Annotated in this window: 22 protein-coding genes; 16 read left to right on the plus strand and 6 right to left on the minus strand. The window is 74.4% G+C overall.

The features are described 5' to 3' along the window. The first annotated feature begins 307 nt into the window (after window positions 1–307). Entirely contained in the window at window positions 308–1069 is a 762-nt protein-coding gene (locus tag EKG83_RS08220; protein ID WP_033427425.1) for a maleylpyruvate isomerase N-terminal domain-containing protein, read from the plus strand. A gap of 62 nt (window positions 1070–1131) precedes the next feature. Here the strand turns inward: EKG83_RS08220 and EKG83_RS08225 are convergent, their stop codons facing one another. Further along, window positions 1132–2715 (minus strand): alkaline phosphatase D family protein, encoded by a 1584-nt coding sequence (locus EKG83_RS08225; RefSeq protein WP_033427424.1) that lies wholly within the window; start codon window positions 2713–2715, stop codon window positions 1132–1134. A gap of 23 nt (window positions 2716–2738) precedes the next feature. Between EKG83_RS08225 and EKG83_RS08230 the strand changes: the two genes are divergently transcribed. From EKG83_RS08230 to EKG83_RS08245, 4 genes are all read left to right on the plus strand, one after another. Beyond that, a complete protein-coding gene (locus tag EKG83_RS08230; RefSeq protein ID WP_033427423.1) occupies window positions 2739–3449 on the plus strand; it encodes a VOC family protein in 711 nt (236 codons plus the stop codon). A 374-nt stretch (window positions 3450–3823) separates the two neighbouring features. Beyond that, window positions 3824–4462, plus strand: a complete 639-nt coding sequence (locus tag EKG83_RS08235) for a GntR family transcriptional regulator (protein WP_033427422.1) — start codon at window positions 3824–3826, stop codon at window positions 4460–4462. Between the two features lies 1 nt (window position 4463). Continuing rightward, window positions 4464–5459: a 1-aminocyclopropane-1-carboxylate deaminase gene (locus EKG83_RS08240; RefSeq protein ID WP_033427421.1), complete on the plus strand. Its 996-nt coding sequence runs from the start codon at window positions 4464–4466 to the stop codon at window positions 5457–5459. A 432-nt stretch (window positions 5460–5891) separates the two neighbouring features. Beyond that, the gene (locus EKG83_RS08245) at window positions 5892–6050 is read left to right on the plus strand and encodes a hypothetical protein (RefSeq protein ID WP_153277941.1); all 159 of its coding nucleotides are present in this window, start codon (window positions 5892–5894) and stop codon (window positions 6048–6050) included. A 217-nt stretch (window positions 6051–6267) separates the two neighbouring features. On the opposite strand, the gene EKG83_RS08250 is transcribed toward EKG83_RS08245, so the two are convergent. Then, window positions 6268–10863 carry an ATP-dependent helicase gene (locus EKG83_RS08250; protein WP_033427420.1) on the minus strand — a complete coding sequence of 1532 codons (4596 nt, stop codon included), beginning with the start codon at window positions 10861–10863 and terminating at the stop codon, window positions 6268–6270. A gap of 202 nt (window positions 10864–11065) precedes the next feature. On the opposite strand from EKG83_RS08250, the gene EKG83_RS08255 reads away from it, so the two are divergent. Both EKG83_RS08255 and EKG83_RS08260 read left to right on the plus strand, forming a co-directional pair. Further along, window positions 11066–12955 (plus strand): Hsp70 family protein, encoded by a 1890-nt coding sequence (locus EKG83_RS08255; RefSeq protein WP_033427419.1) that lies wholly within the window; start codon window positions 11066–11068, stop codon window positions 12953–12955. Window positions 12956–13004: 49 nt separating this feature from the next. After that, the gene (locus EKG83_RS08260) at window positions 13005–14243 is read left to right on the plus strand and encodes an MFS transporter (RefSeq protein WP_051764311.1); all 1239 of its coding nucleotides are present in this window, start codon (window positions 13005–13007) and stop codon (window positions 14241–14243) included. Here the strand turns inward: EKG83_RS08260 and EKG83_RS48925 are convergent, their stop codons facing one another. Next, window positions 14244–14369 carry a hypothetical protein gene (locus tag EKG83_RS48925; protein ID WP_265590321.1) on the minus strand — a complete coding sequence of 42 codons (126 nt, stop codon included), beginning with the start codon at window positions 14367–14369 and terminating at the stop codon, window positions 14244–14246. Window positions 14370–14521: 152 nt separating this feature from the next. Between EKG83_RS48925 and EKG83_RS08265 the strand changes: the two genes are divergently transcribed. The 3 genes from EKG83_RS08265 (at window position 14522) to EKG83_RS08275 (ending at window position 16927) form a co-directional block, all read left to right on the plus strand. Next, window positions 14522–14716, plus strand: a complete 195-nt coding sequence (locus tag EKG83_RS08265; protein ID WP_033427417.1) for a DUF3046 domain-containing protein — start codon at window positions 14522–14524, stop codon at window positions 14714–14716. A 171-nt stretch (window positions 14717–14887) separates the two neighbouring features. Further along, complete coding sequence (gene recA / locus EKG83_RS08270; protein WP_033427416.1) at window positions 14888–15934, plus strand: recombinase RecA; 1047 nt, start codon at window positions 14888–14890, stop codon at window positions 15932–15934. 480 nt (window positions 15935–16414) lie between these two features. After that, on the plus strand, window positions 16415–16927 hold the full coding sequence (locus tag EKG83_RS08275) for a regulatory protein RecX (protein ID WP_033427739.1): 513 nt from the start codon (window positions 16415–16417) through the stop codon (window positions 16925–16927). A gap of 225 nt (window positions 16928–17152) precedes the next feature. Here the strand turns inward: EKG83_RS08275 and EKG83_RS08280 are convergent, their stop codons facing one another. Continuing rightward, window positions 17153–17842: a YqeB family protein gene (locus EKG83_RS08280; protein ID WP_033427415.1), complete on the minus strand. Its 690-nt coding sequence runs from the start codon at window positions 17840–17842 to the stop codon at window positions 17153–17155. A 56-nt stretch (window positions 17843–17898) separates the two neighbouring features. Between EKG83_RS08280 and EKG83_RS08285 the strand changes: the two genes are divergently transcribed. The 3 genes from EKG83_RS08285 to EKG83_RS08295 are packed head-to-tail and all read left to right on the plus strand — an operon-like array spanning window position 17899 to window position 20925. Further along, on the plus strand, window positions 17899–18540 hold the full coding sequence (locus EKG83_RS08285; protein ID WP_033427414.1) for an HAD family hydrolase: 642 nt from the start codon (window positions 17899–17901) through the stop codon (window positions 18538–18540). A gap of 52 nt (window positions 18541–18592) precedes the next feature. Then, window positions 18593–19021, plus strand: coding sequence for a hypothetical protein (locus EKG83_RS08290; RefSeq protein WP_033427413.1), 429 nt, complete (start codon window positions 18593–18595; stop codon window positions 19019–19021). Beyond that, window positions 19018–20925 (plus strand): M64 family metallopeptidase, encoded by a 1908-nt coding sequence (locus tag EKG83_RS08295; RefSeq protein ID WP_033427412.1) that lies wholly within the window; start codon window positions 19018–19020, stop codon window positions 20923–20925. Before EKG83_RS08290 ends, EKG83_RS08295 begins: the two co-directional genes overlap by 4 nt. Before the next feature lie 44 nt (window positions 20926–20969). Here the strand turns inward: EKG83_RS08295 and eda are convergent, their stop codons facing one another. Together eda and edd are read right to left on the minus strand one after the other, a co-directional pair. Beyond that, a complete protein-coding gene (gene eda, locus EKG83_RS08300; RefSeq protein ID WP_033427411.1) occupies window positions 20970–21590 on the minus strand; it encodes a bifunctional 4-hydroxy-2-oxoglutarate aldolase/2-dehydro-3-deoxy-phosphogluconate aldolase in 621 nt (206 codons plus the stop codon). Continuing rightward, window positions 21587–23452 (minus strand): phosphogluconate dehydratase, encoded by a 1866-nt coding sequence (edd, locus tag EKG83_RS08305; protein ID WP_033427410.1) that lies wholly within the window; start codon window positions 23450–23452, stop codon window positions 21587–21589. Before edd ends, eda begins: the two co-directional genes overlap by 4 nt. A gap of 219 nt (window positions 23453–23671) precedes the next feature. Between edd and EKG83_RS08310 the strand changes: the two genes are divergently transcribed. The 3 genes from EKG83_RS08310 (at window position 23672) to EKG83_RS08320 (ending at window position 26772) form a co-directional block, all read left to right on the plus strand. Continuing rightward, window positions 23672–23968, plus strand: a complete 297-nt coding sequence (locus EKG83_RS08310; RefSeq protein ID WP_033427738.1) for a hypothetical protein — start codon at window positions 23672–23674, stop codon at window positions 23966–23968. Between the two features lie 161 nt (window positions 23969–24129). Continuing rightward, window positions 24130–24891: a hypothetical protein gene (locus EKG83_RS08315; RefSeq protein WP_033427409.1), complete on the plus strand. Its 762-nt coding sequence runs from the start codon at window positions 24130–24132 to the stop codon at window positions 24889–24891. 9 nt (window positions 24892–24900) lie between these two features. After that, complete coding sequence (locus EKG83_RS08320) at window positions 24901–26772, plus strand: fumarate reductase/succinate dehydrogenase flavoprotein subunit (protein WP_033427408.1); 1872 nt, start codon at window positions 24901–24903, stop codon at window positions 26770–26772. Window positions 26773–26774 lie beyond the last annotated feature (2 nt).

Raw genomic sequence — 26774 nt, forward strand, 5'->3', positions numbered from 1 at the left:
GAGTGCCGGGCTCGCAGGATAGGCTTGCGGGGCTCGAACGTCTGTTCGAGCTATGCCTTGGCGGTGGGGCGGGGGAAGCGCCCCACCGCCAAGTGCCGCCGTCTCCCCGCGGCGGTCGTCGCTGTCCCGACGCCGCGAGGAGGCCGCGAGAGTGACTTCGACCTTCCCCCTCCAGCCCCGGCCGGCGTCGGCGGTCCGCCCGCGCCCCGGCGCGGGCCCGGACCCCTTCCCGTGCGGCAGACGACCTGGTGCGCCTGGTGGCGCGGTTCACCGAGCAGGCCGACGAGATCACGTACGAGGACACACTGTGAGCAGGGGACTGGTCGCCTACGACCGCCTGATCGACGTCGTGGAACTGGAAGCCGAACGCCTGGCCGACGCCGCGCGGGGGCAGCGCCCCGAGCGGCAGGTGCCCGCCTGCCCGGGGCTCAACCTCGGGGAGACGGCGCGGCACGTGGGCAGCACGTACCGGATGGTGTCGACCTGGCTGAGGGAAGGCAGCCAACCCCTGGTGTGGCAGCAGGACCCCGAGGAGGGCCAGTCGCTGCCGGAGTACGTGCGCGGCGGGGTGCGGGACCTCGTGCGCGCCCTGCGGGTGCACGAGCCCGACGACCCGTGCGAGACCTGGTGGCCCGCCGAGCGCAACCACCACTTCTGGGCGCGCCGCCTGGCGCACGAGTCGACCGTGCACCGGATGGACGTGCAGGCGGCGGCCGGGCTGCCGATCGACCCGGTGGACGACGACGTGGCCGAGGACGGCATCGACGAGGTGCTGTCGCTGTGGCTGGGGCACCGCCTGGACGTCATGGGCGTGCGCGGCACCCGGCCGGGTTCGGTCGCGATCGACGCGGGGAACCGGGTGTGGGTCGCGGTGGCCGGCCCGGAACCCGCCACCGCCCGGCTGGTCGCACCGGCCGAGGCCACCGCGGACGGCCGGGTGGCCGGCACCCCGATGCAGCTCTACCGCTGGCTGTGGGGCCGCATCCCGGACCGGGACCTGCCGCCCACCACCGGTGACCACGACGCCATCGCCCAGCTGTGGGCGCTGCTGCGGCTGGCCACCAAGTAGACGTGCGCCCGCCGCCGGTTCCCGGACCCCACCCGGCGGCGGGCGCACCCCACCTCGTTGTCTCACAACGGGGTCGAGGTGACCTCGCGCAGCCCGTCGGCGGTCGCGGTCTCCAGGCGGAAGCGCATCTCGCGGCCCTCGAACTCCAGCACCCCCACCGAGTTGCCGAAGTGCGGCCCGCTGAGCTTGTGCCACCCCACCGGGTCCGGCGAGATGCCCCGCCGGTCCGCCCAGCGCCGCAGCAGCCGCGCGATCGGCCGCGACCAGGACAGCCGGAACGCCGGCCGGAACACCCACGGCGGGTCGTTGTGCACCGGCGAGCACACCAGTTGGTAGACCTTCGCCTCCGGTCTGGAGGGGAACGACGCCCGCGCCGCGTAGCTGTGGTGCACGTCCCCGGACAGCACGCACACCGTGCCCGGTCCCCGCTCGTCCCGCGCGACCCGCTCGATCAGCCGGGCCAACCGCTCGAACGACGCCCGGAACGCGGGCCAGTGCTCCAGGTCCGCCACCTGCCGCACCTTCTCGCCCACCCGGCCGCGCCACCCGGGCAGGCCCGCCATCCGCTCGTTGAGCGACTGGAAGTGGCTCAGCCCGTGCGGCATCAGCCACGGCAGCGACGAGCCGATCAGCAGGTGGTCGAAGTCGCCGACCGCGTTCTCCTCGATCCACCGGAACTCGCCGTCGCCGACCATCAGCCGCTCCGGGCCGGACAGGATGCGTCCGCTGCGCGTGTCGATCACCAGCAGCCGGACGCGGCCGAAGTCGCGCAGGTAGCTCCACCGCGTCGACTTGCCGCCGTCGACCTCCTGGTCGGCCTGCTCGGCGAAGTCCTCCAGCAGCGGCTGCACGTCGCCGCCCGCCGCCCGGACCTTCTCGTAGAGCGGGTCGCGCGCCAGGTCCTGCGGGCTCAGGTTGCCCAGGTGCTGGTACACCCAGTACGACGCGAGGCCCGCCCGGATCCGCTCGGGCCACCACGGCTTGCGCGCCATCTGCTCGCGCCACACCCGCGAGGTGTTCCAGTCGTCGCGGACGTCGTGGTCGTCGAAGATCATCGACGTCGGCACCACCGACATCAGCCAGCGGATCTCCGGGTCGGCCCACGACTCGTGGTACAGCTCGGCGTACTCCCGGAACGACACGACCTCGCCCGCGGGCTCCGGCCGGCGCTCCGCCAGCCACTTCGTGATCCGCTGCGTGGGCTCGTCGGCGTAGACCTGGTCGCCCAGCAGCACCAGCGCGTCCGGCCACCGCTCGGCCGGTTCGTCCTTCATCCGCAACGCGTAGGAGTCCAGCGCGTCCACGCCGAGCTTGTCGGGCTTGCGCGGGTCGCCGACCTCCTTGGCCGCGCGGCACGACCCGAACAGCAGCCGCCGCACGGGTGTGGTGCGGATGCGCGGCGCCGGGAACGCCGAACCCGGTCGCGGCCACACCACCTCGCCGTCCAGCCGCACGTCGTACGGCGTGGTCGTGCCGGGCTCCAGGCCCTCGACGACCACCAGGGCGAAGTGCTGCTCGCCCACCTGGAACGTCCGCGCGCGGTGTCCCGCGACGGTCACCTCACAGGCCGTGTCCGTCTCGACCCACACCGTGGCCGACGTCGGGTCGACGTGCCTGAGCACCGGACCTAGCACCAGCTCCGCCATGGCGCAGACGTTACCTTCGGGCCATGGCAACGAGGTTGTACGAGGTCGTCGTGGACGCGAACGACCCGGCGGCACTGGCCCGCTTCTGGTCGGTCCTGCTGGGCAGGCCCGTCGTCGGGGAGTCGGACGACGAGGTCGACGTCGAGCTGGCCGCGGGGCAGGAGCTGACGTTCGTGCGGGTCGCGGACCGGAAGGACGGCAAGAACCGACTGCACCTCGACCTGACCTCCACCTCGGCCGAGGACCAGGCGGCGATCGTGGCGCGCGCGGAGGAACTGGGCGCGCGCCGGGTCGACGTCGGGCAGCGCGACGTGCCGTGGGTGGTGCTGGCGGACCCGGAGGGCAACGAGTTCTGCGTGCTGGAGCGGCGCGACGAGTACGCGCGCAACGGGCCGGTGGCGGCGATCGTGGTGGACTCGCTCGACCCGCGCGCGCAGGCGGCGTTCTGGGCGGCGGCGACCGGGCTGCCGGTGACGCGCGAGCACGCCGACTACGCGTCCCTGTGGCAGGAGGCGGGTCCGGCGGTGGAGTTCGTTCGGGTGGCCGAAGCCAAGCGGGGCAAGAACCGCCTGCACCTCGACGTGGTGCCGCCCGCGGACGGCGACCTGCCGACCGAGGTGGCGCGGCTGGAGGCGTGCGGTGCGGTGCGGGCGGACGTGGGGCAGGGCGACGTGCCGTGGGTGGTGCTGGCCGACCCGGAGGGCAACGAGTTCTGCGTGTTGACGCCCCGCTGAGCCGGGCGCGGTTCAGCTGTGGCCCGGTCGGCGGCGGCCGGACGTGTTTCGCGGATCTTCGGGCGTGGGCGGTCTTTCGGCCGGTCATGTGGTCGGGTTCACGACATTCCACGAATGCGCGGCACCGGCTGCTCCTCCGACCGCGCGGGCGTTCGCGGACACCTCGCAGTCCTGGTACTGCCTGAGCGGCGTGGAGGGGCGACCGGGCGACCTCCCGGTTCCGGCGCGACGGGCTGGGACTCGCGTTGAGATCTGGGCCGGGATCTGGGCCGGGGCCGGACTGAGGTCTGCGCCGGGATCTGGCGGCGGGGCTTGGCGGCGGGGTCTGGTGGCGGGGTCTGGTGGCTTCGAGGCCGACCACCTACAGTGCCGATATGCAATATATTAGTCGGGCGCTGTTCCGCGACCAGGCGTTGAGCGCGATCCGCGAGGCGATCCTGGGCGGCGACCTCGCGCCCGGCGAGGCGATCAAGGACGTGGAGCTGGCCGAGCGGCTGGGCCTGTCCCGCACGCCGGTGCGCGAGGCGCTGGCCCGGCTCACCGACGAGGGCCTGGTCGAGACCAAGCCGCACAGCTACACGCGCGTCACGCCGTTGGACACCGCGGCGGTGCGCGACGCGCACGTCGTCGTCCAGGCCATGCACGCCCTGGCCGCGCGACTGGCCGTGCCCAGGCTGGTGCCCGCGGACCTGGACGCGATGCGCGAGGCCAACGCGGCCTTCGCCCAGGCGCTGGCCGGCGGGGACGTGCCCGCCGCGCTGGCCGCCGACGACGCGTTCCACGCGGTGGCGGTGCGGCGCAGCGGGAACTTCGCCGTGGTCGCCACGATCGAGCGCTACACGCCGCTGGTGCGCCGCCTGGAGCGCCTGCGCTTCGCCGGACCGGCGGGCCGCCACTCCGTGGCCATGCACGACGAGATCACCACCGCCTGCGCGGCGGCCGACGCCGACCTGGCGGCCCGGCTGGTCGAGCGCAACTGGGCGACGCTGTCCGACCTGCTGGAGGAGAACTGACGTGGCACTGGCCGACTTCCCCCGTTACCCGCTGCTGTTCGGCCCGTCGCCGGTGCACCCGCTGGAGCGCCTGAGCGCACACCTCGGCGGTGCGCGCGTGTGGGCCAAGCGGGAGGACTGCAACTCCGGCCTGGCCTACGGCGGCAACAAGACCCGCAAGCTGGAGTACCTGGTGGCCGACGCGCTGGCGCAGGGGTGCGACACCCTGGTCTCCATCGGCGGCGTGCAGTCCAACCACACCCGCCAGGTGGCCGCCGCGGCCGCGCGGGCGGGCCTGGCCTGCGTGCTGGTGCAGGAGAGCTGGGTGGACTGGCCGGACGCGGTGTACGACCGGGTGGGCAACATCCTGCTCAGCCGCCTGATGGGCGCCGAGGTCCGGTTGGTGGAGGCCGGTTTCGGCATCGGCGTCAAGCCCGCGTGGGAGCAGGCGGTCGAGGACGTCCGCGCGGCGGGCGGCAAGCCCTACGCCATCCCGGCGGGCGCGTCGGACCACCCCCTGGGCGGCCTGGGCTTCGCCGGCTGGGCGGCCGAGGTCGAGCGGCAGGAGGCCGAGCTGGGCGTCCGGTTCGACACGATCGTGGTGTGCTCGGTGACCGGCAGCACGCAGGCGGGCATGGTGGCGGGCTTCGCGGGCAGCGGTCGGCGCGTCATCGGCATCGACGCCTCGGCGGAACCGTGCGACACGCGCGCCCAGGTGCTCCGGATCGCGCGGCGGACGGCGGAACTGCTCGACGTCGAGGTGGACGACTCGGACGTGACGCTGGACGACCGGTTCCACGAGGGCATCTACGGCGTGCCCGGCGAGGCCACGCTGGAGGCCATGAGGCTCGGCGCGCGCCTGGAGGGCATGATCACCGACCCGGTCTACGAGGGCAAGTCGTTGGCGGGCCTGGTGGAACTGGTCTCCAGCGGCGAGGTCCCGCGCGACTCGACGGTCCTCTACGCGCACCTCGGCGGCCAGCCGGCCCTCAACGCCTACAGCGCCCTGTTCCGCTGAACTCCTTGCGACGGCTGACAAAGCGCCGCGCGGGTTTTGCGCGCGGTCACGAAGACCGCGCCGTGCGGGATGCCGAAGGATGGTCCTCGCGTTGGTGGAGCGACAGGGAGGAGCGACCGATGTCGGTAGTTCGGGTGATGGGCAGCGCGGCCGTGCCGTCGGCGCAGGACTGGGTGCGGTAGCCCGCGCGACCGGTGCTCTGCGCGTGGTCACGAAGACCGCCACGTCCCCGACCTCGAAGGATGGTCCTCAAGTCCGACGCGACAGTGAGGAGCGAGGGCTGCCGGTACTCCGGCGGGCACGAGGGGCACGGGCCGCGGCGAACGCGGTGGCACGACGGGCGCACCGCACCGGGTTCCCGGGCGCGGCGCTGCTGGTGGCGGTAGCGCTGGTGTCGCCCACCCCGGCGCGGGGGTCGCCGCCACCCCGCTGGTGGGCTTCGACGCCGTGGCCACGCAGGCCGAGGGGCGCGTGTGGAAGCACCTCGGCCTGCGCCGCGACCGGTACGTCCTCTTCAACGACGGCTACATCCACCAGCAGGGCGCCATCCGCGAGAAGTGGCCGTTCCCGCAACCCTTCCCGACCTCCTGACCGCACGCACGACGGGCTGGGACCCGCCGCGACCGCCCGGCTCGACACCGGACGGGCGGCCCGCGGTGCACCACCGGCGACCGGCCCGGTCGCTGCCCCCCAGGGGTCGGGCCGGTCGTCGCGGTCACGGCGATCTCCGTGCAAGCGGTTCGGGTGCTCCGTCCCGGTAACACTCCCCCCGCGCCCCGCCACGACCGGCGGGCCGCCCGGCGAACCGCTAAGCCCGCAGCCGCAACCCCTTCGGCGTGGCGCGGAACCCGGCGTCCTGGAGCACGCCCGCCAGCCGCGAGCCCAGCGCCACCTCGCCGTCCGCCCGCTGCACCGCCAACTGCCCCAGCCAGCCGTCCCGCACGGCGCGGCCCAGCGCCTGCGCGGCCGCCCGCAGCGGTGCCTCCTCCTCGGTGAACGACAGCAGCGACCGACCACCCCGCTCCACGTACAGCGCCGGCACCCCGTCGACCAGCACCACGAGCGCCCCGGACTTGCGCCCCGGCCGGTGCCTGCCCCCGCCCAGCGGGTCGGGCCAGTCCAGGGCCGCGCCGTAGGGCTGCGCCGGGTCGGCGGCGGCCAGCACCACGGCCTCCGGCGCGCCCTCGTGCTCCTGGCCTGCCGGGCGGGACAGCGCGCGCAGCCGGTCCACCGCGCCCCGGGCGGCGAACTGCGCCGCGCCCAGGCCCTCGACCACGTACCCGCGCACCACCTGCCCGGACTCCTCCATCGCCCGCAGCACCCGGTACACGCCGCTGAAGCCGCCGGTCACGCGTTCGGTGTCCAGGGCGCCGCGGGTGAGCACGCCGTGCCGCTCCAGGAACGCCTCGGCCCGCGCGTGGGCCCGCCGGGTCGGGTCGGGCGCGGGCACGACGGCCAGGGACCAGCGGCCGGCGACCGCCGGCGGGCCGGTCCGGCCGGGCATGTCCGGCCTGCCCGCGCGCATGCGCGCGTACCGGCCGCGCGGCGCGGTCCGGCGCGGTTTGTGCGCCGTGCCGCCGCCCGCGACCAGCGCCCGCAGCGGCGCCAGGGTGTCGTTGGTGACCACGCCCGCCCACACCAGGTCCCACAGGGCGCCGACGACCTCGGGGTCGGTGGTGGGCCCCTGGAGGGACACCCGGTCGACGACCTGCCGGAAGAACAGCGCGCCGCCGGCCAGCGCCTCCACCACGGCCCGGTGCAGCGGCGAGTCGGGCGCGGCCTCCGGCACCAGGTCCGGCAGCAGCAGGTCGGCCACGTCGGTCGGGGCCAGGGCGACCCAGCCGTCGCCGCCGGCCAGGGAACCGCAGCCGGTCCAGGTCACCTCGCCCGCCGCGGTCAGCTCGTCGAGCAGCGCCGGGTGGTAGCCGGGCAGCCGCGCGGGCAGGACCAGCGACTCCACCGCGCTCGCGGGCAGCGGCGCGCCGGCCAGCTGCTCGACCACCGCGTACACGTCGTCCGCGGTCGGCGCGCCGCGCAGGCGCCTGCCGACGCCGTGCCAGCCGGGCAGGAAGCGGCCCAGCGCCGCGGGCTCCACCGGCTCCACCTCGGCGCGCAGCCGCGCCAGCGACGCCCGCCGCAGGCGGCGCAGCACCTCCGCGTCGCAGAACTCGGTCTGCGTGCCCGCCGGCCGCAGCTCGCCGCGCACCAGCCGGCCGGTGCCCGCCATCCGCTCCAGCACCGCCGTCACCACCGCGACGCCCAACCCGAACCGCTCGGCCGCCTGCGCCGCGGGGAACGGCCCGTGCGTGCGCGCGTACCGGCCCAGCAGGTCGCCCAGCGGGTCGGCCACCGGCTCGGTGAACGCCTCGGGCACGCCGACCGGCAGCGCCACGCCCAGCGCGTCGCGCACCCGGCCCGCGTCCTCGATGCCGATCACCCGCTCGTCGCCCGCGATCCGCACCCGGATCGCCCGCCGCCGCGCCACCAGCTCCGCCAGCCACTCCGGCCGCACGCCCCGCTCGGCCGCCTCGGCCTCGGACAGGTCGCCCAGGAACCGCAGCAGGTCGGCCGCGCCCTCGACGTCGCGCGCGTGCCGGTCCGGCGCGAGCCGCTGGAGGTTGCGCTCGACCTCCTCGACCACCTCCGGGTCCAGCAGCTCGCGGATCGCCTCGGACCCCAGCAGCTCGGCCAACAGCGCCGAGTCCAGCGACAGCGCCGCGGCCCGCCGCTCGGCCAGCGGCGCGTCCTCCTCGTAGAGGAACATCCCGACGTACCCGAACAGCAGGCTGCGCGCGAACGGCGACGGCGCGGGCGTCTCCACCTCCACCACCCGCACGCGCCGCGCCCGCACGTCGGTCATCAGCTCGCGCAGGCCGGGCACGTCGTAGACGTCCTGCAGGCACTCGCGCATCGCCTCCAGCACCACCGGGAAGCTCTCGTACTTCGCCGCCACCGACAGCAGCTGCGCCGCCCGCTGCCGCTGCTGCCACAGCGGCGTCCGCCGCCGCGGGTCGCGCCGGGGCAGCAGCAGCGACCGCGCCGCGCACTCCCGGAACCGCGCCGCGAACAGCGCCGACCCGCCCACCTCGGCCACCACGACCTGCTCGACCTCGTCCGGGTCGAGCAGCACGTCCTCGGCGCCGACCACCACCGGCGCGCCGTCGGCGTCCACCGCGTCCGGCAGCCGCACCACGATCCCGTCGTCGGAGTGCGCGGCCCGCACCTCGATCCCGCGCCGCTCCCGCAGCCGCGCCGCGATCGCCAGCGCCCACGGCGCGTTGACCTGCGCCCCGAACGGCGAGTGCACCACCAGCCGCCAGTCGCCCAGCTCGTCCCGGAACCGCTCCACCAGCACGGTCCGGTCGTTGGGCACGTGCCGCGTCGCCTCGCGCTGCTCGGCCAGGTAGGTCAGCAGGTTCGACCTGGCCCACGCGTCCAGGCCGGCCGCCGCGGTCCGCGCCTCGGCCTCGGCGGCGTCCGCGGCGGACACCTCGCGCAGGAACCTGCCCAGCGCGCGCCCCAGCTCCAGCGGCCGCCCCGGCGCGTCGCCCTTCCAGAACGGCATCCGCGCGGGCTGCCCGGGCGCGGGCACCACGATCACCCGGTCGTGGGTGATGTCCTCGACCCGCCACGACGACGTGCCGAGCAGGAACGTGTCGCCCACCCGCGACTCGTAGACCATCTCCTCGTCCAGCTCGCCCACCCGCGAGCCGGGGCGGTCCTCGGACGCGGGCGTCATCACCGCGAACAGCCCCCGGTCGGGGATGGTGCCGCCCGAGGTCACCGCCAGCCGCTGCGCGCCCGGCCGCCCGCGCAGCTCGCCGCTGATCCGGTCCCAGGTGATCCGGGGCCGCAGCTCGCCGAACTCCTCGCTCGGGTACCGGCCCGCCAGCATGTCCAGCACGGCCTGCAGGGCCGACTCCGGCAGCGCCGCGAACGGCGCGGCCCGCCGCACCAGCCCGGCCAGCGCCTCCACCGTCCACGGTTCCATCGCCACCATGGCCACCACGTGCTGCGCCAGCACGTCCAGCGGGTTGCGCGGGTAGCGCACGGCCTCGATCGCGCCGTCCCGCATCCGCTCCGCGACCACCGCGCACGACACCAGGTCGCCCCGGAACTTGGGGAACACCACCCCGCGCGACACCGCGCCGACCTGGTGCCCGGCGCGGCCGACCCGCTGGAGCCCGGACGCGACCGTCGGCGGTGCCTCGACCTGCACCACCAGGTCGACCGCGCCCATGTCGATGCCCAGCTCCAGCGACGACGTGGCCACCACGCACGGCAGCCGGCCGGACTTCAGCTCCTCCTCCACGGCGATCCGCTGCTCGCGCGACATCGAGCCGTGGTGGGCGCGGGCGACGGTGGCCGTGCGCTGGGTGGTGATGCCGGACTGACCGGGTGTTTCGGCGGGGAACCGGTCCGGCCCGGGCGCCTGGTCGGCGAACCCGTCCAGCCCGGGCACCCCCTCCGCCTCCTCCTCGGCCAGCTCGTTGAGCCGGGCGGTGAGCCGCTCGGCCAGCCGCCGCGAGTTGGCGAACACGATCGTCGACCGGTGCCGCCGCACCAGTTCCAGCACCCGCTGCTCCACCGCGGGCCAGATCGAGGCCCGCCGCTCCGCGCCCGCCGCCGACCCGGACACCTCGCCGGTCGGCTCGCCGAGCACCGACATGTCCTCGACCGGGACCTCGACCCGCACCTCGATCGTCTTGGCCGTCCCCGGCTGCACGACCGACACCGGCCGCCCGCCCGCCAGGAACGCGCCGACCTCCTCGACCGGGCGCACCGTCGCGGACAGCCCGATCCGCTGGGCGGGCCGCTCCAGCAGCGCGTCCAGCCGCTCCAGGGACAGCGCCAGGTGCGCGCCGCGCTTGGTGCCCGCCACCGCGTGGACCTCGTCGACGATCACGGTCTCCACGCCGCGCAGCGACTCCCGCGCCGCCGAGGTGAGCACCAGGAACAGCGACTCGGGCGTGGTGACCAGCACGTCCGGCGGGGTCCTGGCGAACGCCCGCCGCACGTCCGCCGGGGTGTCGCCGGTGCGCATGCCCACGGTGGTGCCGGGCTCGGGCAGCGACAGCCGGTGCGCGGCCTGCCGGATGCCCGCCAGCGGCGCCCGCAGGTTCCGCTCCACGTCCACGGCCAGCGCCTTGAGGGGGGAGACGTAGAGGACGCGGCAGCGCCGCTGGGGGTCTTCGGGCGCCTCGGACGAGGCCAGCCGGTCCAGCGCCCACAGGAACGCCGCCAGCGTCTTGCCGGAACCGGTCGGGGCCACGACCAGCGCGTGCTCGCCCGCGGCCGCCGCCTCCCACGCACCGGCCTGCGCCTCGGTGGGCGCGGCGAAGGCCCCGGCGAACCACTGCCGGGTGGCGGGGGAGAAGCGGTCCAGGACGTCCACGGCAACCATCGTGAACCAGAGGTCCGACAGTTTCGAATCGCGCCGCCTCCGGCGTCGCGGGCTCGGGCGCCCGGAAGTCGGCCGCTCGCGCCCGGTTTCCCGACGACCGATGAGCGTGATCGCCGGGAAATGAGTCACGAACGACCGACGCGCCCTCGCGGTGCGGGGCGTCTATGGGACGATCACCCCCGTCGAACCGAGGGGTGAGAGCGTGCGCGTGCTGTCCGTTGACCTGGGCACTTCCAACACCGTGGCGGTGCTCGCCGCGCACGGCAGGCCACCCCGGGTCGTCGAGGTGGACGGCTCCTCGACCATGCCGTCGGCCGTCTACTGCGAGGAGGACGGCACCCTGGTCGTGGGCCGCGACGCCGAGCGCCGCGCCCGCCTCGACCCCGCCCGCTTCGAGCCCAACCCCAAGCGCCGCGTCGACGACGGCGTGCTGCTGCTCGGCGACAACGTCGTCCCGGTCACCGACGCGCTGGCCGCGGTGCTGCGCCGGGTGCTGGAGGAGACCACCCGCCAGCTCGGCGGCGAGCCCCCGGACGAGGTCCGCCTCACCCACCCCGCCCAGTGGGGCCCCACCCGCCGCAACGTGCTGATGTCCGCCGCCCGGCTCGCGGGCGTCACCGGCGAGGTCGTGCTGGTCCCCGAGCCGGTCGCGGCCGCCTCCCACTACGCCTCGCTGGCCGTCGGCCAGGCGCTGGCCGTGTACGACCTGGGCGCGGGCACCTTCGACGTGGCCGTCGTCGGCGCCACCCAGAGCGGCTTCACCGTGCTCGCCGAGGACGGCCTGCCCGACCTGGGCGGCCTGGACGTCGACCAGGCCCTGCTGGAGCACGTCGGCAGGCAGGTCTCGCACCGCGACCCGGCCGCGTGGCAGCGGCTGCTGCGCCCGGAGTCGACGGCGGACCGGCGGGCCCGGCGCGCGCTCCAGGAGGACGTGCGGGTCGCCAAGGAGTCGCTGTCGCGGCACGCGCACACCGAGGTGCCGATGCCCGAGCCGTTCGAGGACGTGCTGGTCAACCGGTCCGACCTGGAGGCGCTGATCCGGCCGAGCCTGCTGCGCAGCGTGGAGCTGCTGGCCTCGACGATCCGCTCCACCGGCATGGCGCCCAACCAGCTCGCGGGCATCTACCTGGTCGGCGGCGCGAGCCGCATCCCGCTGGTGGCGACCATGATCGCCGAGCACGTGCGGGTGGTGCCGACGAGCCTGGACCAGCCGGAGACCGCGGTCGCCCTGGGCGCCCACCACGTGCCCAAGGACGGCATCACGCCCCGCTCCCAGGACCTGACCGTGCCCCGCGGCGAACCGGACACCGTGGTCACCCGGCCGGTGAACCCGGCGACCGGCGGGTCGCCGCAGGCGAACCCGGCCACCAGCGGCGCCCACCAGGTCAACCCGGCGTCGAGCGGCCCCTACCAGGTCAACCCCGCGATGAGCGGCCCCTACCAGGTCAACCCGGCGGTGAGCGGGCCCTACCAGGTCGGTGCACCGCAGCAGTTCAACTTCCCCAGCGTCACCCCGCGGCAGCCCGAGAAGAAGGGCCCGAACCGGAAGGTGCTGGTCGCGGCGGGCGCGGCCGTGGTGCTGGTGCTGGCCGTGGTGGGCGGGATCTTCGCGTTCGGCTCGTCGGGCACGCCCGACGCCCAGGACTGCAAGACCGACGTCGCGCTCGACGACAAGGGCTTCACGGGCTGCATGCGCCTGCTCGCGGGCGCCGTCGCGGACAACGCCTCGTGCAAGTCGGGCGGCACGCCGGGCGTGGGCGGCGTCAACAGCATCAAGGGCACCGTGGTCACCTGCTCGGTGCGGGACGACTACTCGGTCCAGTACGTCCTGACCGAGACGGTCACCGGTGCCGAGAACGGCGCCGAGGCCATGGTGCGCTCGCTCAAGAGCGACGTCGTCGAGGCGCGCTGGGAGGGCAACGGCCTGGGCGGCAAGTACCAGGCCGCCGCCGACGGCGGGCTGGGGCTGCTCGTGTTCACCGTCGACCGCCTCCCGCTGCTGGGCGTCGTGACCACGAGCACCGGCGGCGAGGACCTGACCGCGGACGTGGTGGCGGACTTCTTCGAGCGCGACGTCCAGCCCGGTACCTGACCCGGACGGTGGCTGGTCGGACCAGGGGTCCCCTGGGACGATCAAGATCGTGGTCGTCGCCGTCGGTGTGGTGCAGCGCAGGGTGCTGCGGGTGCTGGCGACCACCCAGGTGCTGGGCGCGGCGGGCGTCACCATCGGCCTGGCGGTGAGCACGCTGGTCGCCGCCGCGCTCGCGCGCTCCGACGCGGTGGGCGGGCTGGCGCAGACCGCCGCGGTGCTCGGCGCGGCCGCGTTCGCCCTGCCCACGGCCCGCCTGGCGGACCGGCGCGGGCGCCGACCCGCGCTGGCGCTCGGCTACGGCGCCGGCGCGGCGGGCGCGGCCCTGGCGGCGGTCGCGGTGGCGCTCGGCTCGTGGCCCGTGCTGCTGGCCGCCCTGGTGCTGTTCGGCGCGGCGTCCAGCGCGAACTACGCCGCCCGGTACGCGGGCGCCGACCTGGCCCACCCGCACCGCCGGGCCCGCTCGGTGGCGCTGGTGGTGTGGGCGTCGACGGCGGGCGCGGTGCTGGGGCCCAACCTGGCCGACCCGGCCGGCCGGCTGGTCGCCCGGCTGGGGCTGCCCGCGGGCGCCGGTCCCTACCTGCTGGCGGCCGTGCTGTTCGGGCTGGCCGCGGTCGTGGTGCTGAAGGCGTTGAGACCGGACCCGCTGACCGTGGCGCGGTCCGCCGTCCGACCCGCGCACTGCGCTGGCGGCCTGGGCGACACCAGGGGCTCGGTGGCGCTGTGGCGGTCGCTGCCGCCGGGCGCGAGGCTGGCGCTGGGCGGCGTGGCGCTGTGCCAGACCGCGATGGTCGGGCTGATGTCGATGACCCCCGTGCACATGGACCACGCCGGCTCGTCGCTGCGGGTGGTCGGCCTGGTGATCAGCCTGCACGTGGCCGCGATGTACGTGGCCAGCCCGCTGTTCGGGTGGATGGCCGACCGGCTGGGCCGGGTGCCCGTGCTGGCGATCGGCGCGGCGCTGGTGGTGGCCGCGGCGGGCGTCGCGGGCATGGCGCCCTCGCACGACGCGCCGCAGTTGGCCGCCGGGCTGGTGCTGCTCGGCTTCGGCTGGTCGGCGGGCCTGGTGGCGGGGTCGGCGCTGCTCACCGAGTCGGTGCCCGCGGCCGACCGGACGGCCGCGCAGGGCCTGTCCGACCTGTGCATGAACGTGGGCGGCGCGATGGGCGGCGTCACCGCGGGCCTGGTGGTGACCGCGTGGTCCTACGCCGCGCTCGGGCTGCTCGTCGGGTTCACCGCGCTGCCGCTGCTGGTGGTGTGCCTGCTCTCGTCGCTGCAGCGGGTGGGCTGATCAGCGCCTGCGGTTGTGCCGGAACGCGCGCAGGGCCACGACGAGCGCGGCCACGATCGTGGCGATCGCCACGACGGTCACGATCGGCGAGGACAGGTCCCCGAGGTCTGCCTGTGCCAACACCATGGTTCGAGGTTAGCGCCGTTCTCCCGGTCACGGCGACGGCGGCCCGGCGAGCCCGCGCCCGGCGCCGGACTCCCGCTCCACCCGGCGGCGGCCCGGGGCCGGGGCCGCCCTGCCGGCGGGCCGACGGCGGTTCGCGCGCTAGCCTGGGTGCGATGCGCAACACGGTGTTCCGCAAGTTGATGGCGAACGAGTTCGGCCAGGTCCGGGCGGAGATGGTGGCCCGCGACCACGTGATGTCGGCGCTGGGCGGGCGCACCGCGGACGAGGCGTTGGAGGCGGGTGTCCCGGCCAAGGAGGTCTGGCTCGCCGTCTGCGACGCGTTCGACGTGCCCGAACACCGCCGGTGACCCGGCGTGGCGACCGGCTGGTCGAACACCTGTTCGGCTACACTGCCCGACACGACCGGGTGACCTCACCCCGCTGGTGACCTGGTCCCCGCCGAAAAATGTCGGACCCCACCCGTAACGTCGGCCCCGACATCGCCAAGCGACCCCAAAGACAACCGAGGTGGACCCCAGATGGCACCCCAGGCTCCCGACCGGGACAAGGCCCTCGAACTGGCCCTGGCCCAGATCGACAAGCAGTTCGGCAAGGGCTCGGTCATGCGGCTCGGCGAGGAGGGCCGCGCCCCGATCGAGGTGATCCCGACCGGCGCGATCGCGCTCGACGTCGCGCTCGGCATCGGCGGCCTGCCCCGCGGCCGCGTGGTGGAGATCTACGGCCCGGAGTCGTCCGGTAAGACGACGGTGGCCCTCCACGCCGTGGCCAACGCCCAGCGCAACGGCGGCATCGCCGCGTTCGTCGACGCCGAGCACGCGCTCGACCCCGACTACGCGCGCAAGCTGGGCGTCGACACCGACGCGCTGCTGGTGTCCCAGCCGGACACCGGCGAGCAGGCGCTGGAGATCGCGGACATGCTGGTCCGCTCCGGCGCGCTCGACATCCTGGTCATCGACTCGGTGGCGGCCCTGGTGCCCCGCGCCGAGATCGAGGGCGAGATGGGCGACAACCACGTGGGCCTCCAGGCCCGGCTGATGAGCCAGGCGCTGCGCAAGATCACCGGTGCGCTCAACTCCTCCGGCACCACCGCGATCTTCATCAACCAGCTGCGCGAGAAGATCGGCGTGATGTTCGGCTCGCCCGAGACCACGACCGGTGGCAAGGCGCTGAAGTTCTACGCGTCGGTGCGCCTGGACGTGCGGCGCATCGAGACCCTGAAGGACGGCGGCGAGCCGGTCGGCAACCGCACCCGCGTCAAGGTCGTGAAGAACAAGGTGGCCCCGCCGTTCAAGCAGGCCGAGTTCGACATCCTCTACGGCCAGGGCATCAGCCGCGAGGGCTCGCTCATCGACATGGGCGTCGACCAGGGCATCCTGCGCAAGTCCGGTGCCTGGTACACCTACGAGGGCGACCAGCTCGGCCAGGGCAAGGAGAACGCGCGGAAGTTCCTGCGCGAGAACCCGGACGTGGCGAACGAGATCGAGAAGCGGATCAAGGACAAGCTCGGCATCGGCGCCACCCTGGACGCCGACGAGACGGCGGCCGCCGCGCCGGTCGAGTTCTAAGCGGGCGTGGCGGGAGGAGTGGTCGGAGGAGGCGGTCGAGGTCGCGGGACGCCCCGCGACCGCTCGACCGGTGAGTTCGGCGTCGGCGCAAACAGCACCGGCCTGCCCGGCTTCGGCGGGGCGGGTTCGGATGGCCCAGGTTTCGGCGGGGCGGGTTTCGGTGGTGCCGACTCCGACAGCCCGGCGTTCGGCGGCCGTGATTCCGGTGGTCCGGGTTCCGGCGGCCGGGGTTTCGACGACACCGGTTTCGACGACACCGGTTTCGGTGGCGAGGGCTTCGGCGGGACGGGCTCCGGCGGCAGCGGTCGCCGAAGCACGGAGCGCCGGGGCGCGGGCCGCCGAAGCGCGGGTCGTGGGAGCGCGGGGCGCCGACGAGCGGACTCCGGCGGCGGGTCCGGTGGTGGGCCCGGCGACGGGTTCAGCGACACCGCCTCCGGCGGCGGGGGTTCCGGTGACGCGGGTCCCGACGAGCCACGCCCGATCGACCCGGCCAAGGAGCAGCGCAAGGCGACCGACATCTGCTACGCGCTGCTCACCGCCCGGGCGCGCACCAGGGTCGAGCTCCGGGACGCCCTCCTCCGCAAGGGCATCCGCGAGGAGACGGCCGACCTGGTCCTGGGCAAGTTCGACCGGGCGGGCCTGATCGACGACGCGGCGTTCGCCGAGGTCTGGGTCCGCTCGCGCCACACGCACCAGGGCCTGGGCCGCCGTGCCCTGGCCGTGGAGCTGCGGCGCAAGGGCGTGGCTGACGAGGTCGCGGCCGAGGCGATCGCGGCGGTCGACGACGAGGCGGAGGAAGAGCGGGCGCGGGACCTGGTGCGCAAGAAGCTGCGCCCCATGGCGGCCCTGGACGACACCACCAAGATCCGTCGGCTGGTCGCCGCGCTCGCGCGCAAGGGGTACGCGGAAGGTCTGGCCTACCGGGTGGTCCGCGACGAACTCCGCCGGGCGGGCGAGGAGACCGACGCCCTGGACGACCTCACCCACGACTGACCAGGTCCGCGGGCCGGCAAGAGGGCAGGCGGGCCGGTCGGGCTGGACGCGTCAGGAGCATCAGGTCAGGGCTCGGCAGGTCGAGGCAGCCGGATTGGGCCGGGTCAGGCGGGCCCAGGGGAGTCCCTTCGGCAAGTCGGCCCGGGCAGGCCAAGCCGGAGAAGCCGGGTCAGGCAAGTCAAGCCGGAGAAGCCGGGTCAGGCAGGCCAAGCCGGAGAAGCCGGGTCAGGGAAGGCGGCGGCTCAAGCGCCAGAACTGGCGCTTCCCCTCCTCCCGCACCACCACCCCGAGCCGGCTCAGCTCGTCGCGCAGCTGGGCCGCGTCCTCCCCGTCCCCCTTGCGCAGCGCCTCCGCCCGCACCTTCAGCAGCGCGTCCGCCCCGGGCGGCAGGTCGGGCGTCCCCGCCACCCACCGCCGGTACTCCCCCTCGTGCGGGTCGCCGTCCAACCACTGGTAGCCGTGGCTCCGGAAGGCCCCCGCCAGCCGCTCCGCCGACAGGTCGTGGCGTTCCCGCGCCAGCTCCCCGGTGTCGACCCCGAGCAGCACGAGCTGCTTGCCGTCCTGGAAGGCGCCCGACACCAGGGTCCGGTCGAAGTTCCGCAGCCGCCCGCCCCGGTCGAACTCCACGCCCTCGTCGAAGACCTCCACCGCCAGCCGGTCGTGGGCGGCCATCCCGGCCAGCACCAGGCCGCCGAGTGCGCCGAGCCCCACCGCGCCGATCGTCACCCACGGCTCCGGCGCCGACGCCACGAGCCGGAACGGGCCCTGCAGCGGTGCCCACGGCAGGTCCGCCACCCAGCCGGAGATCCGCTTCAGCAGGTACAGCACCGCCGCGCCCAGGAAGGGCGACCCCGTCCAGACCAGCGCCACCTGCCCACCGGGCTCGGCCACGACCGTGCTCCGCCGTGCTCCCATCCCCCACTCACCTTCCCCCGAAGTGAGCCGCCAACCTATCGCCGTAGGCTGCGCGGGTGCGCATCAGGGCCGAGCACGTGGTCTGGGACTGGAACGGCACGCTGCTGGCCGACAACGAGGCCGTGCTGGCGGCGGTCAACCGGGTCTGCCGCGAGTTCGGCCGCGACGCGGTCACCCTCGACCTGTGGCGCGACACCTACAGCCGCCCGCTCAAGGACTGCTACGAGGGCCTGCTCGCCCGCACCCTGACCGCCGACGACTGGGCCCGCATCGACCTGGTCTTCCACGAGGAGTACCGCGCCGCGCTGCACGCCTGCGGCCTGGCCGAGGGCGTGCCCGACCGCCTGCGGTCCCTGCGCCAGACCCAGTCGCTGCTGTCCATGCACTTCCACGACGAGCTGGTCCCGACGGTCACCGAGCTGGGCCTGCTCGACCTGTTCACCCGCGTCGACGGCCTGCGCGCCGAGGTCGGCGGCGGGTCGAAGGCCGAGCACCTGGCCGCCCACCTCGACGCCCAGCGCCTGCGCCCCGCCGACGTCCTGGTCATCGGCGACGTGGTCGACGACGCCGACGCCGCCCGCCACGTGGGCGCGCAGGTCGTGCTCGTGGCCACGGGCGTCAGCTCGCACCGGGTGCTGGCGCGCACGGGCGTGCCGGTGGCGGACTCCATCCCGGAGGCCCTGACGTATCTGGTGTGACGCGGGTCACTCCTAGTACAGGCAAGCCGCCGCACCACTGGAGATGACCGCCATGACCCACCCAGCCGACCCGGGGCCGAGATCGGTCCGCCTGATCTTCGAGTACGACGACGACCGGCTCCGGCTGGTCCACCAGCAGCAGGTCGACGTCGCCGTCACCGGCTTCGACCTGCCCCGCGAGCACACCCCCGGCGACCACGTCGAGGTCCGCGACGCCGACGGCACCCCGCTCGGCCGCGTCGCCGTCCGCGCGCCCGCCGGGACCAGCGCCGAGGTCTTCCCCGAGGACCCCGACGACCCGATCACCCGCACCGACCTGCCCGCGGCCCGGGGCGCGTTCACCGTCGTCGTCCCGGTCACCGCCGACGCCGACCACGTCGCGGTCGTCCGCGTCGCACCGACCTCGGGCCGGGCCACCGCCGAATCCGCCGGAACCGCCGCCGTCACCGAGCTGGCCAGCTTCCCGCTGGAGCCGCGATGACCACCTCCGACGGCGCCGTCATCGGCACCACGCAGATCTTCGGTTCCGCACCGCGCAACCGCGCCTTCAACGTCGTCCTGCTCGCCGAGGGCTTCACCGCCGCCCAGCAGGCCGCCTTCGACAGCGCGGCCACCGCCTTCGTCGCCGCCCTGCGGGCCACCCCGCCGTTCGACGACCTGAGCCCGGCGGTCAACGTGTTCCGGGTCAACGTCCGCTCCACCGACGCCGGCGCGGACGACCCGGCGTCGGCGGGCGGCACGGGCGCGACCGCGCGGACCTACTTCGACGCCACGTTCGGCGGCAACGGCATCCGCCGCCTGCTGCTGGTCGACCAGACGACCGCGCTGACCGTGGCCGCCGCCCAGGTGCCCGAGTTCAGCCTGGTCCTGGTCGTGGTCAACTCCACCGTCTACGGCGGCGCGGGCGGCTCGGTCGGCACCTACTCGCTGGCCGCGGGCGCCACCGAGATCGCGATCCACGAGGCCGGGCACACCGCGTTCGGCCTGGCCGACGAGTACGCCTACTACGCGGGCGGCAACGAGACCGGCCACGACGTGCACCCGAACACCGAGCCGGTCGAGCCCAACGTCACGATCAACACCAACCGCGGCACGCTCAAGTGGGGGTGGGCGGTGGCCGCGTCCACCGCCCTGCCCACGATGTCCAACCCCGACTGCTCGACGGTGGACGACCGCCCGAGCCCGGTCCCCCCGGGCACGGTCGGCGCGTTCGAGGGCGCGCACTACTACCACTGCCGCGCCTACCGGCCCGAGCACGACTGCAAGATGCGCGCCCTGGGTCGGCCGTTCTGCCGGGTCTGCCGCGCGGTCATCTGGAACCGCATCGGGCCGCTGGCCGCGCTGCCCGCCCGCGCCCGCACCCCGATCACCGTCGTGGCCCGCTACCCCGAGCACCTGGACGTGTTCGCGGTGGCCGACAACGGCCGCACGATGAGCGACTGGTGGAGCCCCGCCACGGGCTGGGCGGGCTGGTTCCACGTCTCGGGCGGCATCGCCTCGCCGGGCGGTGCGGGTTCGCCGGTCACGGCCGTGTCCCGGGCCGGCGGCCACCTCGACCTGTTCACCGTCGGCACCGACAACCGGGTGTGGAGCGCGTGGTGGGACGTCTCCTCGGGCTGGTCGTCGTGGTTCCGGATCGGCACCCTGACCTGCCGCCCGGGGTCGACGGTGACCGCGGTCAGCCGCTACGACGACCACCTGGACCTGTTCACCACCGGCAGCGACGGCCGGGTCATGTCCACCTGGTGGCACGCGGGCAGCGGCTGGGCGGACTGGTTCCACCTGGCGGGCGGCGTCGCGGCCAACGGCGCGACCGTCACCGCGATCGCCCGCTACCGCGACCACCTCGACGTGTTCACCGTCGGCACGGACAACCGGGTGTGGAGCACCTGGTGGGACGACCGCGGCGGTTGGGCGGGCTGGTTCCGGGTCGGCACGCTGACCGCGCGCCCGGACTCCACCGTCACCGCCGTGGCCCGCCACCCCGACCAGATCGACCTGTTCACCACCGGCAGCGACGGCCGGGTCGTGTCGACCTGGTGGAACGCGCGCGGCGGCTGGGCGGACTGGTTCCACGTCTCGGGCGGGGTCGCCTCGGCCGGCTCGCCGGTCACCGCCATCGCCCGGTTCGACCACCACCTGGACCTGTTCACCATCGGCACCGACAACCGCGTGTGGAGCACGTGGTGGGACGCGGCGAGCGGCTGGGCGAACTGGTTCGTGGTGTCCGGCGGCGTCGGCAGGCCCGGCGGCCAGGTCGCGGCGATCCAGCGGGTCACCGACCACATCGACCTGTTCGTCGTCGGCTCGGACGGCCTGGTCCACAGCACGTGGTGGGACATCGCCTCGGGCTGGGCGGGCTGGTTCCAGCTGGGCGTGAGCTGAGGACGGGGGCGCTCCCGCACGGGAGCGCCCCCACCCGGGAACCCCTACAGCGCCGAAGCGGCGCGGGCCAGCTCCTCGACCCGGTCCCAGTCGCCCGCGGCCAGCGCGTCCTTCGGCGCGAGCCACGAACCGCCGACGCAGCCGACGTTGGGCAGCGCCAGGTAGCGCGGCGCGCTACCTGGCGTGATGCCGCCGGTCGGGCAGAACCGCAGGCCGGGCAGCGGGCCGCCGATGGACTTGAGGTAGTCCACGCCGCCCGCGGCCTCGGCCGGGAAGAACTTCAGCGCGGTCAGGCCGCGCTCGGCCAGCCGCATCGCCTCCGACACGGTGGCCGCGCCCGGCAGGAACGGCAGGCCGGTGTCCTCGGCGGCGTCCAGCACCCGGTCGGTGGAGCCGGGCGTCACCAGGAACGCCGCGCCCGCCTTGGCGGCCTGCTCGGCGTGCTCGGGCCGGGTGACCGTGCCCGCGCCGATGACGATCTCCGGCACCTCCGCGGCGACCCGCTCGATGGCCGCCAGTGCGGCGGGCGTGCGCAGCGTCAGCTCGATCACGCGGACGCCGCCGCGCAGCAGCGCCCGCGCCAGCGGCACGGCGTGCTCGGCGTCGTCCACGACGACGACCGGGATGACGGGGGAGAGCGCCAGCAGGTCAGAGCTGGTGGTCACCGGGACACCTCCTGGTTGAACTGGCCTTCGAAGTGCGAGGCCGCGATCGGGCCGAACACGCTGGCACCCCGGTCGGCGGGCCCGACCGCCCGCCGCAGCGCGGCGAACAGCTCGCGGCCCGTGCCGGTCCACGCCTGCGCGTCCGGGGGGAAGTCCACCAGCTCGCGCCCGGCGAGCTCCGCCGGGTCCACGAACGCCTCCAGGGTGCCGGTCTCGGCGTCGAGCCGCAGCACGTCGCCGTCGCGCACCCGGGCCAGCGGCCCGCCCACGGCCGCCTCCGGGGTGACCTGGATCGCGGCCGGGATCTTGCCCGAGGCGCCGGACATGCGGCCGTCGGTGACCAGGGCGACCTTGAAGCCCCGGTCCTGGAGCACGCCCAGCGCCGGGATGAGCTTGTGCAGCTCGGGCATGCCGTTGGCCTGCGGGCCCTGCTGCCGCACCACGATCACCACGTCGCGCTCCAGCTCGCCCGCCTTGAACGCGGCGCCGAACGCCTCCTGCGAGGTGAACACCCGCGCGGGCGCCTCCACCACGCGGTGCTCGGGCTTGACCGCCGACACCTTGATCACCGCGCGGCCGAGGTTGCCCGACAGCATGCGCAGGCCGCCGTCGGCGGCGAACGGGTCGGACGCGGGCCGCAGCACGTCGGTGTCCAGCGAGCGGCCGGCGCCGGGGCGCCACTGGAGCGCGCCCTCGACCAGCACCGGCTCCCGCGTGTAGCGCTCCAGGCCGGGGCCCGCGACCGTCCGCACGTCCTCGTGCAGCAGGCCGGCCTCCAGCAGCGTGTGCACCAGGAACTGCACGCCGCCCGCCGCCTGGAAGTGGTTGATGTCGGCCGAGCCGTTGGGGTAGACGCGGGCCAGCAGCGGCACCACCGAGGACAGCTCGGAGAAGTCGTCCCAGCTCAGCTCGATGCCCGCGGCCGAGGCGACGGCCACCAGGTGCATGGTGTGGTTGGTCGAGCCGCCGGTGGCCAGCAGCGCCACCAGGCCGTTGACCACGGACTTCTCGTCCACCACGTGCCCGACCGGGGTGTAGTCGTCCCCGCGGCTGATCTCCACGGCCCGGCGCGCGGCCTCCTCGGTCAGCGCCTGCCGCAGCCGGGTGCCCGGCGGCACGAAGCTCGCGCCCGGCAGGTGCAGGCCCATGACCTCCACGACGAGCTGGTTGGAGTTCGCGGTGCCGTAGAACGTGCAGGTCCCGGGGCTGTGGTAGGAGGCGGCCTCGGCCTCCAGCAGGTCCTCGCGGGTCGCCTTGCCCTCGGCGTAGAGCTGCCGCACCCGGGCCTTCTCCGAGTTGGGCAGGCCGGAGCTCATCGGGCCCGCGGGCACCAGGATCGCGGGCAGGTGCCCGAACGCCAGCGCGCCGATCAGCAGGCCCGGCACGATCTTGTCGCACACGCCCAGCAGCACCGCGGCGTCGAACATCTCGTGCGACAGCGCGATGCCGGTGGACATCGCGATCACGTCCCGGCTGAACAGCGACAGCTCCATGCCCGCGCGGCCCTGGGTGATGCCGTCGCACATGGCGGGCACGCCGCCGGCGAACTGCGCGACACCGCCGGCCGAGCGCGCCGCGTCCTTGATCCACGCCGGGTACTCGTGCATCGGCTGGTGCGCCGACAGCATGTCGTTGTACGAGGACACGATTGCCACGTTCGGGCGACGCACGGCCCGCAGCAGGTCCTTGTCACCGCCGGTGATCCCGGCGAAGCCGTGGGCGAGGTTGCTGCACGCCATGTCGCGGCGAGCGGGTCCCTCCCGGTGGGCCTGGGCGAGTCGGTCCAGGTAGGAGGCCCGGCCGGGGGCGCTGCGGGCGGCGATGCGGGCCGTCACTCGGGCGACGACGGGGTGCACGCTCATGTTCGCGGTCTCCGGTTGGTGATCACGGGCCGTGCGGGCCCGGTGGGACGACAGCGCTGGCGTCGCACGGACGGACGTGACAGCTCACACAGTAAGTCACGACACCGCGTCCTCACAAAAACGATTCAGGAACTGGGACGCGCCGGGGATACTTGTGGTGCTTGTCACAGACCCGCCGACTTGGCAGAGTTCGGCGGAGGACCGAAGGAGGTGCTGACCGTGACGTCTTCCGAGATCGTCGCCCTGCGCCGGGCGCTCGGGCAGCTGCGTCAGTGCGTCGGCGGCCTGCGCGCGCGGTACGGCGACGTGGCCGCCGTGCAGAGGCTGGCCAACGACGTCGAGCGCATGGACATCGACGCGACCGAGCTGGTGGACCTGGACCGCACGCCACGACCGCGGGAGGCACCCCGGGTCGAGCGGGAGGTCGTGGTCGTGCCCGACACGCCCTACGACCCGAAGCTGTGGCACGACGCCGACGACGAGGGTCTCGGCGGCTACCGCAGCCACCGCACCTGAGCGCCGACCGACCGGCCCCCGCGTGGATCACCGCGCGGGGGCCGGTTCGGTTTTTCCGGGGCCCCGGGTCACCGGTTCGGGCCATTGCCCCGAGGGCACCGCTGCGCCAACGTCCCTTCCCTGAACTGTCCCGCCACAACGGAGTGGAACCGAGGTGAGGTATGAGGGCGCAGATCGCCCAGCGCACGTTGCGAACCGACCGGTGGTGGCTGCCTCCGCTGGTCACGGTCGTGGGCCTGCTGTTGATCTCGGTCTACGCGGCCGTGCGCACGTTCATGGGCGACCACTACTGGGTGGACGAGTACCGCTACCTGACGCCCATGTACTCGCCGTGCCTGAGCCAGGAGTGCCTGCCCGCCGCGGCCCACTTCGGCCGGCCGCTGCCCGAGCTGCCCGGGTTCCTCACCCCGCCCGTGGTGATCATCCCGTTCCTGCTCGGCTTCCGCGTGACCTGCTACTACTACCGCAAGGCGTACTACCGGGCGGCGTGGCTGTCCCCGCCCGCGTGCGCGGTCGCCGAACCCCACGGCCGCTACACCGGTGAGACCCGGTTCCCGCTCGTCGCGCAGAACCTGCACCGCTACTTCTTCTACGCCGCGTCGATCCTGCTGCTGATCAACATCTACGACGCGTTCTACGCGCTGACCGCCGGCGTGGGCGTGGGCAACCTGGTGCTGCTGGTCAACGCGGGCCTGCTGGCCGCCTACACGCTGTCGTGCCACTCCTGCCGGCACATCGCGGGCGGGCGGCTCAAGCACTTCTCCAAGCACCCGGTGCGGTACTGGGCGTGGACGAAGATCTCCAAGCTCAACGCCCGGCACATGCAGCTCGCGTGGGCGTCGCTGATCTTCGTCTGCCTCACCGACCTCTACATCGCCCTGGTGTCCGCCGGGGTCGTCACCGACCTGCGAATCGTCAACTGAGGAGTGGTCTTGCCCGAGCTGGAACGGCATTCGTTCGACGTGCTCGTGATCGGTGCCGGTGGCGCCGGGCTGCGTGCCGCGATCGAGGCCAGGGAACACGGGATGCGCACGGCGGTGCTGTGCAAGTCGCTGTTCGGCAAGGCGCACACCGTCATGGCCGAGGGCGGCATCGCCGCGGCCATGGGCAACGTCAACGCCAACGACAACTGGCAGGTGCACTTCCGCGACACCATGCGCGGCGGGAAGTTCCTCAACAACTGGCGGATGGCCGAGCTGCACGCCAAGGAGGCGCCCGACCGGGTGTGGGAGCTGGAGACCTACGGCGCGCTGTTCGACCGGACCAAGGACGGGCGGATCAGCCAGCGCAACTTCGGCGGCCACGAGTACCCGCGGCTGGCGCACGTGGGCGACCGGACCGGGTTGGAGCTGATCCGCAGCCTCCAGCAGAAGGTCGTCTCGCTCCAGCAGGACGACTTCGCGCAGACCGGCGACCACGAGTCCCGGCTGCGGGTGTTCCAGGAGTTCACCGTCACCGACCTGGTCCTGGACGGCGACCGGGTCGCCGGCGCGTTCGGCTACTGGCGCGAGTCGGGCCGGTTCGTGCTGTTCGAGGCGCCCGCCGCGGTGCTCGCCACCGGCGGCATCGGCAAGTCGTTCAAGGTGACGTCGAACTCGTGGGAGTACACCGGCGACGGCCACGCGCTGGCCCTGCGCGCCGGCGCGTCGCTGGTCAACATGGAGTTCGTCCAGTTCCACCCCACCGGCATGGTCTGGCCGCCGTCGGTGAAGGGCATCCTGGTCACCGAGTCGGTGCGCGGCGACGGCGGCGTGCTGCGCAACTCCGACGGCAAGCGGTTCATGTTCGACTACGTCCCCGAGGTGTTCAAGGACAAGTACGCCGACAACGAGGCCGAGGCCGACCGCTGGTACACCGACCCGGACTCGAACCGCCGGCCGCCGGAGCTGCTGCCGCGCGACGAGGTGGCGCGGGCGATCAACGCCGAGGTCAAGGCGGGGCGCGGGTCCGAGCACGGCGGCGTGTTCCTCGACGTGTCCACCCGGATGCCCGCCGAGGAGATCACCCGGCGGCTGCCGTCGATGCACCACCAGTTCAAGGAGCTGGCCGACGTCGACATCACCGCCCAGCCCATGGAGGTCGGGCCGACCTGCCACTACGTGATGGGCGGCGTGCAGGTCGACCCGGACACCGCCGCGTCGTCGGTGCCGGGCCTGTTCGCGGCGGGCGAGGTGTCCGGCGGCATGCACGGCTCCAACCGGCTGGGCGGCAACTCCCTGTCCGACCTGCTGGTGTTCGGCAAGCGGGCCGGCGCGGGCGCCGCGTCCTACGTGGCCGGGCTCGCGCAGCGGCCGGTGTGCTCCGACGAGGCGGTGACCGAGGCCGAGCGGGTGGCCCTGGCGCCGTTCGACGGCACCGGCGGGGAGAACCCGTACACCCTGCACATGGAGCTCCAGCAGGGCATGAACGACCTGGTGGGCATCATCCGGCGGGCCGAGGAGATGGACCAGGCGGTCAAGCGCCTCGACGAGCTCAAGCGGCGCGCGGCGTCCGTGGTCGTCGAGGGGCACCGGCAGTTCAACCCCGGCTGGCACCTCGCGCTCGACCTGCGGAACATGCTGCTGGTCAGCGAGTGCGTGGCGCGGGCGGCGCTGCTGCGCACCGAGAGCCGCGGCGGGCACACCCGCGACGACTACCCGGGCATGGACCCGGAGTGGCGGCGCAGGCTGCTGGTGTGCCGGCTGTCCGGCGGCGAGGTCGAGGTGGTGGAGGAGCCGCAGGTGCCGATCCGGCCGGACCTGCTGGCCCTGTTCGAGCGCACCGAGCTGGAGAAGTACCTGACCGCGGGCGAACTGGAGGCGTGACG

Source organism: Saccharothrix syringae (genome assembly GCF_009498035.1).
Classification (GTDB): domain Bacteria; phylum Actinomycetota; class Actinomycetes; order Mycobacteriales; family Pseudonocardiaceae; genus Actinosynnema; species Actinosynnema syringae.

Coding starts and splice junctions, on each gene's coding strand:
- edd (WP_033427410.1), bottom strand. CDS start 23,452: ATGAGCGTGCACCCCGTCGTCGCCCGAGTGACGGCCCGCATCGCCGCC.
- EKG83_RS08250 (WP_033427420.1), bottom strand. CDS start 10,863: ATGGTTGCCGTGGACGTCCTGGACCGCTTCTCCCCCGCCACCCGGCAG.
- recA (WP_033427416.1), top strand. CDS start 14,888: ATGGCACCCCAGGCTCCCGACCGGGACAAGGCCCTCGAACTGGCCCTG.
- EKG83_RS08295 (WP_033427412.1), top strand. CDS start 19,018: ATGACCACCTCCGACGGCGCCGTCATCGGCACCACGCAGATCTTCGGT.
- EKG83_RS08225 (WP_033427424.1), bottom strand. CDS start 2,715: ATGGCGGAGCTGGTGCTAGGTCCGGTGCTCAGGCACGTCGACCCGACG.
- EKG83_RS08230 (WP_033427423.1), top strand. CDS start 2,739: ATGGCAACGAGGTTGTACGAGGTCGTCGTGGACGCGAACGACCCGGCG.
- EKG83_RS08235 (WP_033427422.1), top strand. CDS start 3,824: ATGCAATATATTAGTCGGGCGCTGTTCCGCGACCAGGCGTTGAGCGCG.
- EKG83_RS48925 (WP_265590321.1), bottom strand. CDS start 14,369: ATGGTGTTGGCACAGGCAGACCTCGGGGACCTGTCCTCGCCGATCGTG.
- EKG83_RS08265 (WP_033427417.1), top strand. CDS start 14,522: ATGCGCAACACGGTGTTCCGCAAGTTGATGGCGAACGAGTTCGGCCAG.
- EKG83_RS08280 (WP_033427415.1), bottom strand. CDS start 17,842: ATGGGAGCACGGCGGAGCACGGTCGTGGCCGAGCCCGGTGGGCAGGTG.
- EKG83_RS08315 (WP_033427409.1), top strand. CDS start 24,130: ATGAGGGCGCAGATCGCCCAGCGCACGTTGCGAACCGACCGGTGGTGG.
- EKG83_RS08290 (WP_033427413.1), top strand. CDS start 18,593: ATGACCCACCCAGCCGACCCGGGGCCGAGATCGGTCCGCCTGATCTTC.